Source organism: Mumia sp. Pv4-285 (genome assembly GCF_041320275.1).
Taxonomy (GTDB): domain Bacteria; phylum Actinomycetota; class Actinomycetes; order Propionibacteriales; family Nocardioidaceae; genus Mumia; species Mumia qirimensis.
Genome location: NZ_CP162023.1, coordinates 1,379,079 through 1,395,156 on the forward strand (window position 1 = coordinate 1,379,079; position 16,078 = coordinate 1,395,156).

General features: G+C 68.5%; 13 protein-coding genes and 1 pseudogene. 12 read left to right on the forward strand and 2 right to left on the reverse strand.

The annotated features are described in order from the left end of the window. Positions 1-85: 85 nt before the first annotated feature. Together AB3M34_RS06575 and AB3M34_RS06580 are read right to left on the reverse strand one after the other, a co-directional pair. Entirely contained in the window at positions 86-1,861 is a 1,776-nt protein-coding gene (locus AB3M34_RS06575) for an RCC1-like domain-containing protein (protein WP_370618375.1), read from the reverse strand. 41 nt (positions 1,862-1,902) lie between these two features. Continuing rightward, a complete protein-coding gene (locus tag AB3M34_RS06580; RefSeq protein WP_370618377.1) occupies positions 1,903-3,045 on the reverse strand; it encodes a helix-turn-helix domain-containing protein in 1,143 nt (380 codons plus the stop codon). A 510-nt stretch (positions 3,046-3,555) separates the two neighbouring features. Between AB3M34_RS06580 and AB3M34_RS06585 the strand changes: the two are divergent. From AB3M34_RS06585 to AB3M34_RS06640, 12 genes and pseudogenes are all read left to right on the forward strand, one after another. Beyond that, positions 3,556-4,104, forward strand: a pseudogene (locus AB3M34_RS06585) (ABC transporter ATP-binding protein); the annotation flags it as partial. 465 nt (positions 4,105-4,569) lie between these two features. Then, complete coding sequence (locus AB3M34_RS06590) at positions 4,570-5,331, forward strand: MlaE family ABC transporter permease (protein ID WP_370619959.1); 762 nt, start codon at positions 4,570-4,572, stop codon at positions 5,329-5,331. A gap of 159 nt (positions 5,332-5,490) precedes the next feature. Then, on the forward strand, positions 5,491-6,285 hold the full coding sequence (locus AB3M34_RS06595) for an MlaE family ABC transporter permease (RefSeq protein ID WP_370618379.1): 795 nt from the start codon (positions 5,491-5,493) through the stop codon (positions 6,283-6,285). Beyond that, positions 6,282-7,583, forward strand: coding sequence for an MCE family protein (locus AB3M34_RS06600; protein ID WP_370618381.1), 1,302 nt, complete (start codon positions 6,282-6,284; stop codon positions 7,581-7,583). Before AB3M34_RS06595 ends, AB3M34_RS06600 begins: the two co-directional genes overlap by 4 nt. Beyond that, positions 7,580-8,590, forward strand: coding sequence for an MCE family protein (locus AB3M34_RS06605; protein ID WP_370618382.1), 1,011 nt, complete (start codon positions 7,580-7,582; stop codon positions 8,588-8,590). The genes AB3M34_RS06600 and AB3M34_RS06605 overlap by 4 nt, the downstream gene beginning before the upstream one ends. Beyond that, positions 8,590-9,618, forward strand: coding sequence for an MCE family protein (locus AB3M34_RS06610; RefSeq protein ID WP_370618384.1), 1,029 nt, complete (start codon positions 8,590-8,592; stop codon positions 9,616-9,618). Before AB3M34_RS06605 ends, AB3M34_RS06610 begins: the two co-directional genes overlap by 1 nt. Beyond that, positions 9,615-10,649, forward strand: coding sequence for an MCE family protein (locus tag AB3M34_RS06615; RefSeq protein WP_370618385.1), 1,035 nt, complete (start codon positions 9,615-9,617; stop codon positions 10,647-10,649). Before AB3M34_RS06610 ends, AB3M34_RS06615 begins: the two co-directional genes overlap by 4 nt. Continuing rightward, positions 10,646-12,061, forward strand: coding sequence for an MCE family protein (locus AB3M34_RS06620; protein WP_370618387.1), 1,416 nt, complete (start codon positions 10,646-10,648; stop codon positions 12,059-12,061). Before AB3M34_RS06615 ends, AB3M34_RS06620 begins: the two co-directional genes overlap by 4 nt. Continuing rightward, entirely contained in the window at positions 12,061-13,236 is a 1,176-nt protein-coding gene (locus tag AB3M34_RS06625; RefSeq protein ID WP_370618388.1) for an MlaD family protein, read from the forward strand. Before AB3M34_RS06620 ends, AB3M34_RS06625 begins: the two co-directional genes overlap by 1 nt. Next, positions 13,233-13,805, forward strand: a complete 573-nt coding sequence (locus AB3M34_RS06630) for a hypothetical protein (protein WP_370618390.1) — start codon at positions 13,233-13,235, stop codon at positions 13,803-13,805. The genes AB3M34_RS06625 and AB3M34_RS06630 overlap by 4 nt, the downstream gene beginning before the upstream one ends. Continuing rightward, positions 13,802-14,326, forward strand: a complete 525-nt coding sequence (locus AB3M34_RS06635) for a hypothetical protein (RefSeq protein WP_370618392.1) — start codon at positions 13,802-13,804, stop codon at positions 14,324-14,326. Before AB3M34_RS06630 ends, AB3M34_RS06635 begins: the two co-directional genes overlap by 4 nt. Before the next feature lie 99 nt (positions 14,327-14,425). Then, positions 14,426-16,015, forward strand: coding sequence for an HNH endonuclease (locus tag AB3M34_RS06640; protein ID WP_370618394.1), 1,590 nt, complete (start codon positions 14,426-14,428; stop codon positions 16,013-16,015). Positions 16,016-16,078: the final 63 nt, after the last annotated feature.

Genomic DNA, 16,078 nt, shown 5'->3' on the forward strand with positions numbered 1-16,078 from the left:
TGATCATGCGGGCGTTCCTTCCGAAAGGGGGATGGTGCCGCACCCGGGTCACGGGTGCGGCACCACACGGCGGTAGAGAGACGGGTCAGCGTTTGCGGATCTTGACCTTGATCGTCTTGGTGGCCTTGTTGATGGTGCTGGATCCGAGGTATCGGATGGTGAGCTTGGTCTTGCCGGCCTTCTTGAGCTTCTTGAGGGTGACGACAGCGGTGCCGTTGCTCTTGAGGCGGGCGGTGCCGATCTTCTTCTTGCCCCTGTAGACGGCGACGGTGCCGCCTGCGCGGACGCCGGTGGCGCGGACGGTGACGGCGATCTTGGCCTTGGTCTTCTTGGCCACGATCTTCTTCGTCTTCACCCTCGTCGCGACCTTCGCGTTCGCCTTGGCGACATTGAGGCGGAGAGCAAACGTCGACGGCGTCGTCGTCGCATCACCGATGTAACGGACGTTGAGGACGTGATGCCCTGGCCCGAGCGCCGTACGCGACAGGACAACGGTGGCGCGCCCAGCCCTGACCGATGCCCGCCCGAGAAGGGCGCTGCCCTTCCGGACCTCGACGGTGCCGGTCGCATTGTGCGGGGCGAGGTTCACCTGAACCTGCGGCGCCGTGCCATAGCGGACGGTGGCAGCCGATGCCGTGAGGCGAGAGGAGACCGTCGCCGGAACAACGGCCGCAGTCTGTCCTGAGGTTGCCGTGACGGCGTCCTCGCCCTTCGTCGCTGTCTGAGAGACGCTGATGCGCTTGCCGACGTGCGCCGTGGTCAGGGCGAGAGTCGTGCCCGTCGCACCGGCGATGGGGACACCGTTCGCCAGCCATTGGGTCGTGACGCCAGGATCAAGGGTGAAGGTGGCGGGCGTTGCCGCGAGTGTCTGGCCCACCTTCGCCGTGCCGGAGATCGTCGGATCGACGAGTGCGTGAAGGGTGGTCACCAGCGCGACGTTGTGGGTTGCGCCAGCAGCGATCGCCGATACGGGCGCACCCTCGAGCGAAGGTGGAACCTCGTTCAGCGCGGGGGCTCCGCCCCACGAGTAGACCTTGCCAGAGGCGGTGAGGGCCGTGATCGAGCCTGTCACATCCACGTCGACGACGGTCTCATCGGCGAGGCCCGCAGGCTGCGGTGCGGACGCAAGAGTGCCGAGCACTGTCACCTTGCCGTCATCTGTCACCAGCGCCGAGCTGATGTTGCCGGCCGCGATCTGAGTGACGTGGCCCTGAACTGCGTCCGGAATCGTGAACGCGGCGGGGAGGGCGCTGTTTCCCCAGCCGACGACATGGCCGTCGGACTGGAGGGCAAGCTGGTGCACGGCTCCAGCCGCGACTTCAGTGACATTGGCGAGGCCATCGGGGATGACATTCGCAGGGGTCGCTGCGCCGCTTCCCCAGGACTTCACAGTGCCGTCGGTCTTCACGGAGAAGGCAAGAGTGCCGCCGACTTCGACGGACTTCGCCGGAGTCGCATCAGCGGGAACGGTGTTGATGCCGCTGAAGTCCGCGCCCCAGGCGACGATGCTGCCGTCTGCCTTCAACGCTGCCGCGTTGCTCGTCCCGACAGCCACGTCGACGACGCCCGACAGGTCTTCAGGCACTACCAGCGGAGCCTGCCCCAGGACCCCCCAGGGTGTCACCGTCCCATCGGCGACCGCCAGGGTGACGTTGTTGCCTGCTGCAACCGCGGTCACCACCTTCCCGTTCAGCGACTCCGGCACGGTGATCGTCTCCGTACCGGTGCCCCACGCCGCGACCTTGCCGGCCTTCTCGGGGGGCACGGCCGCGTTGGAGGCAGGTGGGAGCGCGGCGAACGCACCCGCAACGAGCGCGCTCGCCGCGAGGCCGGCGCCGCCGCGCCGTACGAGGGTTTTCATGGTCGTACTCTCTTTCATCGGGGGATGGGTGTCGTGCATCTTCATCGGGCGGTCTCCGCAGTCCAACCGGGGAGCGCCGTACGCAGGGCGAGGATCAGCTCCAGCCGTGCGGCCGGGTCATCGAGGTCGTCGCCGAAGATCTTGCGGAGCGACTGGGCACGGCTGTGCGCCGTCTGCGGGGCGATGTTGAGGGTGCGGGCGACGGCTGCGACCGACTGGCCGGACTCGAGCCAGAGCAGGAGCATCTCGCCGAGGTGCACGCGTCGCTCCGGGCCAGCGTCGCTGAGTGGACCGAGGTGCTTCTGGACGAGGAGCTCGACGAGGAGACGGTTGCCGCCGACGAGCAGCGGACCCAGAAGGTCCGTGCACGGCACGATCGTGCGCTCGTCGTATGCCACGGACTCGCGCAGGAGGGCCGCGGCGCGGCGGGTGAGGTCGAGCGAGTCGCCGATCCGCTGCAGGCCCGCTGGTGGGCCGAGGACGACCTGGCGCGTGACGTGGTCGCCGAGAGTCGTCGACCATGCCACGGGCACGAGCGCCTCCCGGACATCGTTGCCGGCGAGCACGTTCGGGTCCTGCAGGACCCGGGCCGGCAGAGGATCGATGACGGAGACGATCGCCGTGAACTCTGCCGTCGGGTCGAAGCCGGAGAGCTCGAGCGCATGGTCGAGCCGAGAGCCGCCACCCCGGAAGACGCTGACACGCAGGTCTTCGAGGCCAGGCGCGGGAGCTGAGCGAGTCCGCTGACGATGCTCCCAGCCGCTGTTGAGCTGAGTCTGCAGCTGGGCGAGATAGGCGACGATGCCCTCGCGCAGTCGGATCACGACGTGACCCGAGACCGAGCTGCCCAATGCCATCTGGAGGCCCCGCTGAGCTGCTGCGTGGATGGTGTCGAAGGCTTCGTCGACGCGTTCGAGCGGAGTGTCGGCGTCCGCCAGGCGACCGCCGAGGTCACGCATGCGCACCTCCACCTGCTGAGAGGCGAGAACGCAGGAGCCTTCGGCGTCGACGAAGGCGGTAATGGCCTCCGAGACGATGCTCGTCAGGTTGGAGTCGTCGGGCAGACCGGGCATCGCTGCTCGCACGATCTGTCGTGCGAGCATCGCGAGGCGGTCGCGGGTGATGTTCCGAAGTGCGGGTTCCCGAGAGGGTCGTGTGCCGCGTTCAGGTGCCACGAGTGTCATGCCAGCTCCCTCCACCAGTCGATACACATGCCGGTGCATCCGTCGGTAGGGGGCGACGAGCCGATCAAGCCACAGGGAGTGCCACATCGGCAACCGATCTGGCGATATTGGGTGCCAAGAACCACGGTTCTTGTCATGCGCATGACAAGAACAGGTAACGACTAGGTAACGGCGCTTCGCGTGCAGGACGAGCGACGTAGGGGCGTACTGCGCTGCCGGCCAGCTGCGGCGGCGCGCCCGGGTGATGTCGGTCAAATTGGCCGTGAGTGCAGCGCGAGCAGAGGCTATCTGGGCATCGAGCCTTTGCGTCACACCTCATTCATTTGTCACCTGCGTGACAAGTCAGGGTCACGAAAAGGTTACGAACCGATCATCTCGACCTGACCCTCTACCGCGTGACCCGGGCCACACCTACCTTCATCGCCAGGCACCGGATCGGCTGAGGGGGCGACTCGGTGCCGCCTACTTCGGACGCGCACCCCGGCGCGTACACATGATGGAGGGACCCCCATGGGCGGGACGGTCGAGGTCACCGGCCTCACGAAGAGCTTCGGCAGCCAGAACATCTGGAGCGACGTGACGCTCACGCTGCCCCCCGGGGAGATCACCGCGCTGCTCGGCCCTTCCGGCACCGGCAAGTCGGTGTTCCTCAAGTCGCTCATGGGGCTCATCCAGCCCGAGCACGGCACCTGTCACATCGACGGCGTCGACATGTGCCGGGCCAAGGAGTCGCAGCGGCTCGACCTGCGCAAGAACTTCGGCGTCCTCTTCCAGGACGGCGCGCTGTTCGGCTCGATGAACATCTACGACAACGTCGCCTTCCCGCTGCGCTCGCACACGAAGCTCTCCGAGAAGGAGATCCGGCAGGTCGTGCTCGAGAAGCTCGAGATGGTCGGTCTCGTCGGCCAGGAGCACAAGCTCCCCGGTGAGATGTCGGGCGGCATGCGCAAGCGCGCCGGCCTCGCCCGCTCGCTCGTCACCGACCCGTCGATCATCCTCTGCGACGAGCCCGACTCCGGCCTCGACCCGGTCCGTACGGCGAACCTCGCCCAGCTGCTCCTCGACGTCAACACGCAGACCGACGCGACGATGCTCGTCGTCACGCACAACATCGAGCTCGCGCGCACGCTCCCTGACAACCTCGGCATGCTGTACCGCCGCGAGCTCGTCATGTTCGGCCCGCGCGAGGAGTTCCTGCTCACCGACCACCCCGTCGTCTCGCAGTTCATGAGCGGCGACCCGGACGGGCCGATCGGCATGAGCGAGGAGGTCGACCACAGCACGACGGACGTCTCGTACGAGGAGGAGCCGTCGTACGGCTACCCCAACGGCTCGACGACCACGATGGTGCGCGCCGGTGCGCGTGCGATCGAGGTGCTGCCGCGCCAGCTCGTCCCGACCAACGGTGCGGTCCGCTCCGGCGCCGTACGCCACGGCGGACGCGTCGCGTCCGGCAAGGCCTCCCTGTACGTCGCCGACGACGAGGAGCATCACCTAGCGGCCCCACCGCGACGACCCAACGCTCTGACCCGCGGCCTCAACCAGGTCGGCAGCCTCTTCGCCCTCGGGCTCGACTCCATCCGGGCGACGTTCAGGCGGCCGTTCGCGGGGCGTGAGCTGCTCGACCAGTTCTGGTTCGTCGTGAGCGTGTCCTGGGTGCCGGCGATGCTCGTCGCGATCCCGTTCGGTGCGGTGATCGCGCTCCAGCTCGGGACGCTCACCGTGCAGGTGGGCGCGCAGTCGTTCACCGGTGCGGCGAGCGTGCTCGCGGTGGTGCAGCAGGCGGCCCCGATCGTCACGACGCTGGTGATCGCGGGAGCGGGTGGTGCCGCCATCTGTGCAGATCTCGGGGCGCGCACGATCCGTGACGAGATCGACGCGATGAAGGTCACCGGCGTGTCGCCGATCCAACGGCTCGTAGTGCCACGGGTGCTGGCGTGCATGGGCGCAGCGGTCCTGCTCAACGGACTCGTGTCCGTGGTCGGTGTCCTCGGCGGCTACTTCTTCAACGTCGTCGTGCAGGGCGGCACCCCTGGCGCGTACCTGGCCAGCTTCACCGCGCTCGCCCAGATCACCGACCTGTACGTCGGTGAGGTCAAGGCGCTGATCTTCGGGTTCATCGCCGGCGTGGTTGCGGCGTACCGGGGGCTCAACACGCGGCCCGGGCCGAAGGGTGTGGGGGACTCGGTGAACCAGTCCGTCGTCATCACGTTCCTGCTGCTGTTCTTCGTCAACTTCGTCATCACCACGCTGTATCTGCAGCTGTTCCCGGGGAAGGGGGCGTAGGGCATGGGTCTCGATCGCTTCGCGCCTCGACCAGCGGGGGAAGGGGCGCCTCCATCGGGGGAGGAGGCGCCTCGTCCCGCGAAGAGGGCTCTCGATACGGCGCCTCGACCGGGTCTCGATCGCTTCGCGCCTCGACCAGCGAAGGTGGCGTCGAAGGGCGTGGACCGGTTGGCCGGGATCGGGCAGGACCTGCGCTTCTACGCACAGGTGATCCTCGCGATCCCGATGGCGCTGCGCCGCTATCCGAAGGAGGTCCTCAAGCTGCTGTCCGAGGTCAGCTTCGGCTCCGGCGCCCTCGCGGTCATCGGCGGCACCGTCGGTGTGATGGTCGGCATGAGCCTCTTCGTCGGCACGGTCGTCGGCATGCAGGGCTACGCCGCGCTCGACCAGATCGGCACGGCGACGCTCAACGGCTTCATCTCCGCGTACTTCAACACCCGCGAGATCGCTCCTCTCGTCGCCGCCCTCGCGATGTCGGCCACCGTCGGCGCCGGCTTCACCGCGCAGCTCGGCGCGATGCGGATCAGCGAGGAGATCGACGCCCTCCAGGTGATGGGCATCGGTGCGATCCCGTTCCTGGTGACCACGCGCGTCATCGCCGGGTTCATCGCGATCATCCCGCTCTACGTGATCGGCCTGCTCACGTCGTACGCCGGCGCCCGGATCGTCACCGTCTTCTTCCGAGGGCAGTCAGCGGGCACGTACGACCACTACTTCCACCTGTTCCTCCCGGGGATCGACATCCTTCTGTCGTTCGGGAAGGTGCTGATCTTCAGCGTGCTCATCATCCTCATCCACTGCCGCCTCGGCTACACCGCGAGCGGCGGCCCGGCCGGCGTCGGCACTGCTGTCGGCCGCTCGGTCCGCACCAGTATCGTCACCGTCGCCGTGCTCGACCTCGTGCTGTCGATGGCGATGTGGGGCACCACGACCACGGTGAGGATCGCCGGATGAGGTCCACGCGCGTCCTCGACAGCCTGATCGGTGTCGGCTACCTCCTGGTCGTCGCCGCGTTCCTCGCAGGAGCACTGCTCATGTACAACAAGGCGTTCGCCGACAGCACCGACATCCGGCTCACCACCGGCACGATCGGCAACGCGCTGCAGACGGGCTCCGACGTGAAGCTCGACGGCGTGCCCGTCGGCACGGTCACGACGATCGAGGCCGCCGACGACGGCGCTGTCCTGACCCTCGCGCTCGATCCCGACACCGCCGACCGGCTCCCGCCGACGACGACCGCGCGGCTGCTGCCGAAGACGTTGTTCGGCGAGCGCTACGTCTCGCTCGTCGTCCCGGCGGACGTGCCTGCGAGCGGGCTGTCCGGGGGAGACACCATCCACCAGGACTCGTCGGCCGAGGCCGTCGAGCTCGAGCAGGTCTTCGACGAGCTGCTCCCGGTGCTCCAGTCCATCCAGCCCGACAAGCTCTCGGCGACGCTCGGCGAGCTGTCCACGATGCTGCGCGGCGAGGGGGACGACATCGGTGCGTCGATGTCGGCCTGGGGCGACTACCTGACCAAGATGAACCCGCTCGTGCCGCAGATGGCCGACGACTTCGAGGCGCTCGGCAACGTCGCCATGGAGTACGACGAAGCCGTGCCCGACCTGCTCAACGCGCTCGACACGATGACGACCACGGCCGACACCCTCGTCGACCAGCGCACCGAGCTCGGCGAGGTGTACGCCAACGTGATCGCCGGCGCCGACACCTCCACCGGCTGGCTCGAGGACAACCAGGACACGATCGTCGTCCTCTCGGAGGAGAGCCGGAAGGCGCTCTCCGCCACCGCGCCGTACGCCACGCAGTTCCCGTGCCTGTTCAAGGCGGTGCGCTCGTTCATCCCCGAGATGGACAGGGTGCTCGGCAAGGGGACCGACGAGCCGGGCATGCACGTCGTGCTCAACGTCGTGGAGGGCCGCGGCAAGTACGTCCCCGGCAAGGACAAGGTCACCTACCGCGACGGTGGTGCGCCGCGCTGCCCGTACGTGAACGGCCAGACGGGGACGAAGCCCGCCCGGACCGCGGGCGGTGACGCCGACCAGCCGCCGACCATCCCAGCGCCGCCGACCAGCCGCCTCGCACAGCAGATGGCCGCCGGCGCCGGGCTCGGCGAGGCCAACTCGCCCGCCGAGAACACGCTGATCAGCGAGATCCTCGCCGCACAGGACGGCGCATCCCCGTCCGACTACCCGGAGTGGAGCAGCCTCCTCGTCGGGCCCGCCCTCCGCAACGCGACGGTGGTCGTGCGATGACCTCCACCCTGATCAAGAGCATCGTCTTCACGGTGGTGACGGTCCTGGCGACCGTCGCGCTCGCCGGCACCATCCGCAACACCACGGGCGACGACGGCCGCCGGTTCACCGCACTGTTCTCCGACGCGACGAGCCTCAACAAGGGCGACGACGTACGGATGGCAGGCGTGAAGGTCGGCACCGTCCACGACATCACCGTGACCGACGACAGCGTCGCCGAGGTGACCTTCAGCGTCACCGACGACGTACGCCTCACGTCGGGCGCGCGGGCCGAGCTGAGGTTCCGCAACCTCGTCGGGCAGCGGTACATCTCGTTGTCGCCCTCCGAGACGCCCGGTGGCGTCGGCCTCCCCGCCGGCCACACGTTCACCCTCGACGACACGCGACCGGCGCTGGACCTGACGATGCTGTTCAACGGGTTCCAGCCGCTGTTCCGGATGCTCGACCCGAAGGACGTCAACCGGCTCAGCGAGCAGATCGTCGCCGTGTTCCAGGGCGAGGGCGCCACCGTCGACGGGCTCCTGTCGAGCACCGCCGACCTGGCCTCCACGCTCGCAGAGCGCGACGAGGTGATCGGCCAGCTCATCACCAACCTCAACGAGGTGCTGACGGTCGTCGACGACCGCTCCACGCAGCTCGACACCACGCTCATCACGCTGCAGAAGCTCGTCAGCGGGCTGGCCGAGGACCGTGAGGTCATCGGCGACACCGTCGTCGGCCTCGGCAACCTCACCACGAGCGTCGCCGGTCTCCTCGAAGAGACGCGGCCGCCGCTCGACGACTCGATCGGCTCGCTGCAGGAGCTCTCGACCAACCTCTCCGAGGCAGGCCCCGTGCTGGACGACTTCCTCAAGACCCTCCCGGTCAAGCTCGACAAGATCGGACGCCTGGCGTCGTACGGGTCGTGGCTCAACTTCTACGTCTGCTCGATCGAGGGCAGGATCCCGCTGCCCGAGGGCTACATGGGCGACCTCGGCGTGAAGCCGGTCGCGGGGAGGTGCCGCTGATGTCGCGCAAGGTCCGTCGCTATCCCACGTCCTTCGCCGAGCGCAACAAGGTCGTCATCGCGATCGTCGGGATGCTCGCCGCGGCACTCGTCTTCCTCCTCACCTTCAACGCGCAGGCGCTGCCGGTGATCGGCGGTGGTGACGTGCAGGTGGCGCACTTCGCGGAGGCCGGCGGGCTCAAGGAGGGCAACGAGGTCCGCGTCGCCGGTGTGAAGGTCGGGGAGGTCACCGAGATCTCGCTCGAGAGAGACACGGTCGTCGTGAAGTTCCGGATCAAGGGCGTCGAGCTCGGCAGCGAGACGACCGCCGCCGTGAAGGTCAAGACGATGCTCGGCCAGAAGTACCTCGCGCTGGCCCCCGCGGGCCGCGAGACCCTCGACGACGCGATCCCCGTCGAGAACACGACCACCCCGTACGACGTCAACGCCGCGTTCTCCGACCTCTCGACCACGATCGACACGATCGACACCGAGCAGCTCGAGGAGAGCTTCGACGCTCTGTCCGGGGCGTTCAAGGACACGCCGGAGTCAGTGCAGGGGATGGTCACCGGTCTCACGGCTCTCTCTCGCACGATCTCGAGCCGCGACGAGGAGCTCGCCGACCTGTTCGCGTCGACGGCCAGCGTCACCGGCACGCTCGAGCAGCGCAACGAGGAGTTCGCGAAGATCATCGAGGACGGCAGCGCGCTGCTCGGTGAGCTCGAGACCCGCCGCAAGGCCGTCAAGGTGATGCTCGACGGCACCGCGGCACTCGGCACGCAGCTCCAGGGTCTCGTCACCGACAACGAGAAGCAGCTCAAGCCGGCGCTCGCCGAGCTCGACAAGGTCACCGAGATCCTCCAGCGCAACCAGGACAACCTGACGGCGGCGCTGCAGAAGATCGGCCCGTACTACCGGATGATCGCCTCCGCGATGGGCAACGGCCGCTGGGTCGACTCGTACCTGTGCGGGCTCTTCGACGAGCAGCAGCGACCCGTGCTCGAGAACGACGTGGTCCGGGACTGCGACCCGAAGGAGGCCGCCCGATGAGGATCAACGCCAAGCAGTGGGCGATCGGTGCCGTCGTCATCGCCGCGCTCGGACTCTCCGGCTTCGCCAGCGACCGGGTGCTCGCCGCCGGCGGGACGGACGTGACGGCGCTGTTCGACTCCACCGTCGGTCTGTATCCCGGGTCGGACGTGCAGGTGCTCGGCGTCCCGGTCGGCACCGTCACCGCCGTCGAGCCCGAGGACGGGAAGGTCCGCGTCACGATGACGCTCGACCGTGGCCAGAGCGTCGCCGCCGACACAGCGGCCGTCATCGTCGCACCGACGCTGGTGAGCGACCGCTACGTCCAGCTCACCGAACCGTACACCGGCGGCGAGGCGCTCGAGTCGGGCGCCGTCATCAAGAAGACGGCAGTGCCGGTCGAGATCGACGACCTGTACGCGAGCCTCAACGACGTCGGCCAGCAGCTCGGGCCCGACGGCGCCAACAAGAACGGTGCCTTGTCGCGGCTCCTGGACGTCGCCGCCGAGAACCTCGACGGTCAGGGCGCCGACCTCAACACGATGATCAGCGAGTTCGGCAAGGCCACCGGCACGCTGTCGAACAGCGACGAGGACCTGTTCGCGACGATCGCCAACCTCAAGTCGTTCAACGACATGCTGGTCGAGAACGACCAGAGCGTCGCCGACGTCAACCGGCAGTTCGCCTCCGTCAGCGACTACCTCGCCGAGGACCGCGAGCAGATGGCCGAGGCCGTCAAGAACCTCGGCGACGCCATGGTGATCCTCGACGACTTCATCAAGGACAACCGCGACAACCTCAAGACCAGCGTCGACAACCTCAAGGGACCGACCCAGGTGCTCGTGAACCAGCGCAAGTCGCTCGACGAGGCCGTGCGCACCATCCCGCTCGCCCTCCAGAACTTCCTCAAGGCGTACAACGTGCAGACCAACACCGTCGACGGCCGCGGCAACCTCAACGAGGTGTCGCTGTGGTCGACCAACGGGCTGGACGCGCAGACCTCGGACGCTGCACCTCCGGTGCTGCTGCCCGGGCTGGGGGAGGACCGATGAGGGGAGTGTGGTCTCGATCGACTCCGTCGCCTCGACCAGCGGTGGTTCACGCGAAGCGATCTCCCGCTGATCGAGGCGCGAAGCGATCGAGATCCCTGATCGTCCTTGCCGCAGCGGGTGTCCTCACGCTGTCCGGGTGCGGAGCGCTGAGCGGCGGTGTGTACGAGGCGCCGCTGCCCGGCGGGGCCGATGTCGGCTCGGACCCGATGACCATCACCGCCGACTTCGAGGACGTCCTCGACCTGGTCCCGCAGTCCAGTGTCAAGGTCGACAACGTCGACGTCGGCCGGGTCTCCAAGATCGAGCTCAACCCCGACGGCAAGAGCGCCAAGGTCGAGCTCGTCGTCAACGGTGCGACCGCCCTCCCCGCGGGGACGACGGCGCGCCTGCAGCAGACGTCGCTGCTGGGCGAGAAGTACGTCGCGCTCGTACGCCCCGCCAAGCCCGCTGCCGGCACGCCCGTGTCGGACGGCGACGCGATCCCACTCGCGTCCACCTCGCAGGCGGCCCAGGTCGAGCAGGTCCTCGGTGCGCTGTCCATGGTGCTCAACGGCGGTGGCATCGGGCAGTTCCAGGAGATCTCGCGCGAGCTCCAGCAGGTCAGCGACGGCCGCCCGGAGGAGATCAAGGCGTTCCTCCAGGAGATGAACACGTTCGTCACCGCGCTCGACAAGCGCAAGGGCGCGATCACCGACGCGATCGACGGCCTCGCCGCGCTGTCCACCACGCTGAACGCCGACAAGGACAAGATCGCGAACGCGCTCGACGACCTCAGCCCCGGCATGGAGGTGCTCGTCGACCAGCGTGAGGACCTCGTGGCGATGCTCCAGTCGCTCGACAAGCTGTCCGAGGTCACCGTGGACACCCTCGACAAGGCGCAGGAAGACATCGTCGCCGACTTCAAGCTGCTCGAGCCGATCCTCACGCAGCTCGCGAAGGCCGGCTCCGACCTCCCGAACTCGCTCGAGATCCTCCTGACGTACCCGTTCCCCGACTCGGTGCTCGGCGCGATCAAGGGCGACTACCTCAACGTGTTCGTCACGACGAACTTCCGCACGCTGCCGTCCGGCTGCACCACGACGAGCTGCCCCTGGCCGCAGGTGGGCGCGGCCTCCGGCGTCGGCGTACCCGGTGGTCTGCTCGGGGCGCCGACGCCTGCCGAGGGCCAGCCGGACGAGCGAGGGGTGCCCGAGGCGCCACCGACGCTGCTCCCGCCGACCAGCTCGCCGACCCCGGGCGCGCCGCAGCAGACGATCCCCGTCCCCGCGACGCCGTCGCCGTCCGACGCGCCTACCTCGAGCCCCACGGACCCGCCGACGAGCCCCGCGCCGTCGACGGACCCGGCTCCCACCCCGAACGACCCGTCACCGACGTCGGACGACTCCGCCGCGCCGAAGGAGGGTGACGACTGATGCTCACCAGCCGTACGAAGACCCAGCTCGCTGCGTTCGTCGTGGTCGCCCTCGTCGGTACGACGTACATCGCGGGGAAGTACGTCGGCATCGACCCGTTCAGCTCCGACTACCACGTGACCGTGTCGCTCCCCGAGACCGGCGGCATCTTCGAGAACGGTGAGGTCACGTACCTCGGCGTGCCCGTGGGGCGGATCGAGACGCTCACCAACGCTCCCGCCGGCGGCGTCGAGGCGGTCCTCCGGATCGACTCGGACGCACCCGACATCCCCGCCGACGTGACCGTGCAGGTCGCGAACCGCTCGACGATCGGTGAGCAGTACGTCGACCTCCGTGGCACGTCCGGCACCGACCAGGTCCTTGCCGACGGCGACCAGCTGAGCGGAGGGGACGAAGCGATCCCGCAGGCCATCGACGTGCTGCTCGAGACTGCGCGCGACTTCACGGCGTCGGTGCCCGAGGACTCTCTCAACACCGTCATCGACGAGAGCTACGACCTCTCGCAGGGTGCGAACCTCCCGCTGCGTCGACTCGTCGACACGTCCCTGGAGTTCCACGAGGTCGCCGACCGCAACTTCCTCGTCTCCGAGGCGCTCATCAAGAACTCGAGCACCGTCCTGCAGACGCAGCAGGAGGCGGCCGAGAGCATCAAGTCGTACAGCGCCGACCTCAGCCTGCTCGCGGAGACGATGGCCGACACCGACGGCGACCTGCGCACGCTGATCGCGAGCTCACCGGCCGCCGCCCGCGAGGTCCACCAGCTGATCGGCCAGGTCGGGCAGCCGCTCGGCGTGCTCATGAGCAACCTCGTGTCGACCGCGCAGGTGTTCGGCACCAACGCGGGCGGCGTCGAGGACGCGCTCGTCCGCGTGCCCGAGGCGATCAGCGTCGGCTGGGCGGTCAACGGGTCGAAGGGCATGAACCTCGGTCTGGCCACGACGTTCTTCGACCCGCTGCCGTGCACAGCCGGCTACGGAGGCACCACGATGCGGCCCGGCACGGTGACGACGCCGGGCAAGCCGTTCAACACCAAGGCCCGCTGCGCCGTACGCCCGTCGTCCGGCACGAACGTCCGCGGACCGAACGCCCTGCCGAAGTCCGCCGGCAAGAGCCCTGCGGCGGCTAGGGTGACGGTCCCCGACACGCTCGGGGACCTGCTGGGAGGGAACGAATGATCGACCAGGTCGAGAGCGCCGACGAGGCGGAACACGATGTCGAAGAGACGCCCGAGCCCAGTCCTGCGCCGCCGCGATGGAGACGGTACGCCGTGCCGGCCGTCGCCGCGCTCGTGCTCGTGGTCGGTGCCCTCCTCTGGTGGCGTGCGGCGAGCGACGAGCAGCTGAGCCTCGCCGAGACCCGTGACGAGGTCCTCATCGCCGCGACGCAGAACATCGAGACGATGAACACCCTCGACTACCGCAAGGTCGACGAAGGGCTCGACGCCTGGCAGGACGTCACCACCGGCACCCTCCACGACCAGCTCGCCCAGGTCGGTGACGAGGAGCGGCAGCTCCTGGCCGACCAGAAGAAGGTCTCGACCGGCAAGGTCGTGGACGCCGCTGTGTTCTCGGTCGACGAGGAGACCGCCACCGTCGTGGCGTCGGTCGAGGTCACCGTGAAGGACGACGCCAAGCCCGACGAGGTGCCGTCGCTCAAACGCAACCGCTTCACGTCGGACCTCGTGAAGGTCGACGGCGAGTGGCTCCTCGAGAGCCTCGAGCAGGTCGCGGTGAACATCTCATGAGCACCGTGAAGCCGCTCCTCGCATCCGCACGACAGCATCTCGTCCTGATCCTGTCCGCGATCATGCTCGCCGTGGGCGTGGTCGGACTCTGGACGGCGTACGACATCCGCTCCGCCGACGCGGCCCAGAACCTCGCCGTCGTCGACGAGGAGGCGACCGCCGCCGTGCAGTCGGAGGTGTCGCAGGCGCTCGTCAGCGTGCTGTCGTACGACTACGCCGACCCGACGCCGACCGAGCAGGCCGCTGACGCGGTGCTCGCGGGCGACGCGCGCACCGAGTACGACAAGCTCTTCGCGTCGCTTCAGGAGCGGGCGCCCGGGCAGCAGCTGACCCTCACCGCACAGGTGCAGGTCGCTGCGGTCAAGACGCTGACCGACGACTCGGCCGAGCTGCTCGTCTTCCTCGACCAGTCGTCTCAACGCGCGACGGACAAGGAGGCGAGCGTGTCCGCGGCGCAGCTCGCCGTCGATGCCGAGAAGGTCGACGGGGCGTGGAAGGTCACCGGCCTCACGCCCCTCTGAGCCGGCTGGGTCGAGGCGCGGCCCCACTCCGCTGGTCGAGGCGCGGCCCTACCCCGCTGGTCGGGGCGCGAAGCGATCGAGACACCCACCATCCTGCGCGTGGGTCAGGTTGGGTTCGGCTGTGGACGGTTGTCGTCGTCCACAGTCGGCGTCGGCCTTCTGGTGAGTGTCGGCGGCGCCGAGGACAATGAACATATGTTCGATTCAAGCCGGGTCGCGATGGCGAAGGCCGCTCTCGAGGGTGCCCTTGAGATGCCGGTCGCGCTGGCTGACGGCGTGCAGGCGCGTGCGGCGTTGCGGACGGCCCAGGAGATGGCCGACCTTCTGGAGGGCTGGCGAGCACAGCTGCTGGATCAGCTTGACGAGACCGCCGCGTATTCCGATGACGGCGCCCCGTCGGCGGTGGCGTGGGCACGGCGTGAGCTCCGCCTGGATGACAGGACGACTGCTCGGCTCCGGGCGGCAGGTCGCACGATGCGGATGTTGCCGGGCGTTGGTGCGGCGATGGCTGCCGGGGAGATCCGGTTGGATCATCTGGCGGCGTTCACCGGGGCGCTGCGGCGGATCGATCACGAGGTGCTGGTGGATGCGACCGAGGGCGTGCTGCTGCCGTTGGCGAAGCAGGCACCGCCGGCGGATCTGCGGAAGGCGATCGACCGTGTCGATCAGCTGGTCCGGCCAGAGCGGGCGGTCAAGGCGTGGGAAGACGGGATGGACAAGCGTGACATCAAGCTCGCTCGTGCCGGTGAGGGTTTCCATCTGACGGGGTTCCTCGATGTCGAGCTAGGTGCCCGGCTGCGGTCGTTTCTGATCGCAGCGTCGTCACCGCGATCGCAAGGCGAATGCGAGGCCACGGACGACGCCGACCGCGGCGGTCGCAAGGATCGGCGGACGGCGGCACAACGTCGTGCGGATGCGCTGAGCGAGTTGTTGGATGTGGCCGCCGCGGGTGGGGTCCCGTCCGATCGTCGGTTGCGGCCGCAGGTGCACGTGACGGTTGATGCGGACTGGCTGGCCCAACAGCCCGGTGCCGCGCCGCCGGAGCTGGAAGGCTTCGGGTCGATCGGTCGTGACCTGTATGGATATCTGGCTTGTACCGGGGACCATACCGAGGTGTTGACGGATGGGGTGACCGGTGGGCCGACGCCGTTTGCGGCCGTGCTGAACGTGGGGCGGACACGGCGGTTGGCGACGGCTAAGCAGCGCGAAGCGGTGCGCGCGCGGCAGCGTGGGCACTGTGCGAATCCGGGTTGTCGTCATCGGATCGCCGACATCCACCACGTGTCGTGGTGGCGCCGGGATGGTGGGCCGACCGACTTCGAGAACCTTGTCGGCCTGTGCCGGTCGTGTCACATGAACGCCCATGCCGGACGGCTGGGGATCACCGTCGACGGTGCCGGCGGGTTCGTCTTCATGAGGCGGTTCGGCGCCTCGAAGCGTGAGATCGACGACCGTGAACGGCTGAATCGGCGACGCCTCTCCGACTACCTTCGCGAGCTCGGGACCGTCAGAGACGGCGTGCGGCCGAAGGGCCCCACCGTGGCCGGCCCGCAGGCCGTGACGGCGGACATTCGCTCGGCGGCCACCACGGCCACCACGGCCACCACGGCGCCGGAGCACGAGGCCGAGGTCGGCGACGTGACCGCGCTCCACCACCTCAGACGCCATACCTTGACGCCACGCACGTGACGATCAGACCGGACGAACCACCCTGAACGTGTGCGCCGCACGGTCTCGTCACGCGTGGACGCC

Excerpts from the sequence above, each read along its gene's own strand:
- AB3M34_RS06575 (WP_370618375.1), bottom strand. The coding sequence starts at position 1,861 with ATGAAAACCCTCGTACGGCGCGGCGGCGCCGGCCTCGCGGCGAGCGCG.
- AB3M34_RS06580 (WP_370618377.1), bottom strand. The coding sequence starts at position 3,045 with ATGACACTCGTGGCACCTGAACGCGGCACACGACCCTCTCGGGAACCC.
- AB3M34_RS06600 (WP_370618381.1), top strand. The coding sequence starts at position 6,282 with ATGAGGTCCACGCGCGTCCTCGACAGCCTGATCGGTGTCGGCTACCTC.
- AB3M34_RS06605 (WP_370618382.1), top strand. The coding sequence starts at position 7,580 with ATGACCTCCACCCTGATCAAGAGCATCGTCTTCACGGTGGTGACGGTC.
- AB3M34_RS06610 (WP_370618384.1), top strand. The coding sequence starts at position 8,590 with ATGTCGCGCAAGGTCCGTCGCTATCCCACGTCCTTCGCCGAGCGCAAC.
- AB3M34_RS06615 (WP_370618385.1), top strand. The coding sequence starts at position 9,615 with ATGAGGATCAACGCCAAGCAGTGGGCGATCGGTGCCGTCGTCATCGCC.
- AB3M34_RS06620 (WP_370618387.1), top strand. The coding sequence starts at position 10,646 with ATGAGGGGAGTGTGGTCTCGATCGACTCCGTCGCCTCGACCAGCGGTG.
- AB3M34_RS06625 (WP_370618388.1), top strand. The coding sequence starts at position 12,061 with ATGCTCACCAGCCGTACGAAGACCCAGCTCGCTGCGTTCGTCGTGGTC.
- AB3M34_RS06630 (WP_370618390.1), top strand. The coding sequence starts at position 13,233 with ATGATCGACCAGGTCGAGAGCGCCGACGAGGCGGAACACGATGTCGAA.
- AB3M34_RS06635 (WP_370618392.1), top strand. The coding sequence starts at position 13,802 with ATGAGCACCGTGAAGCCGCTCCTCGCATCCGCACGACAGCATCTCGTC.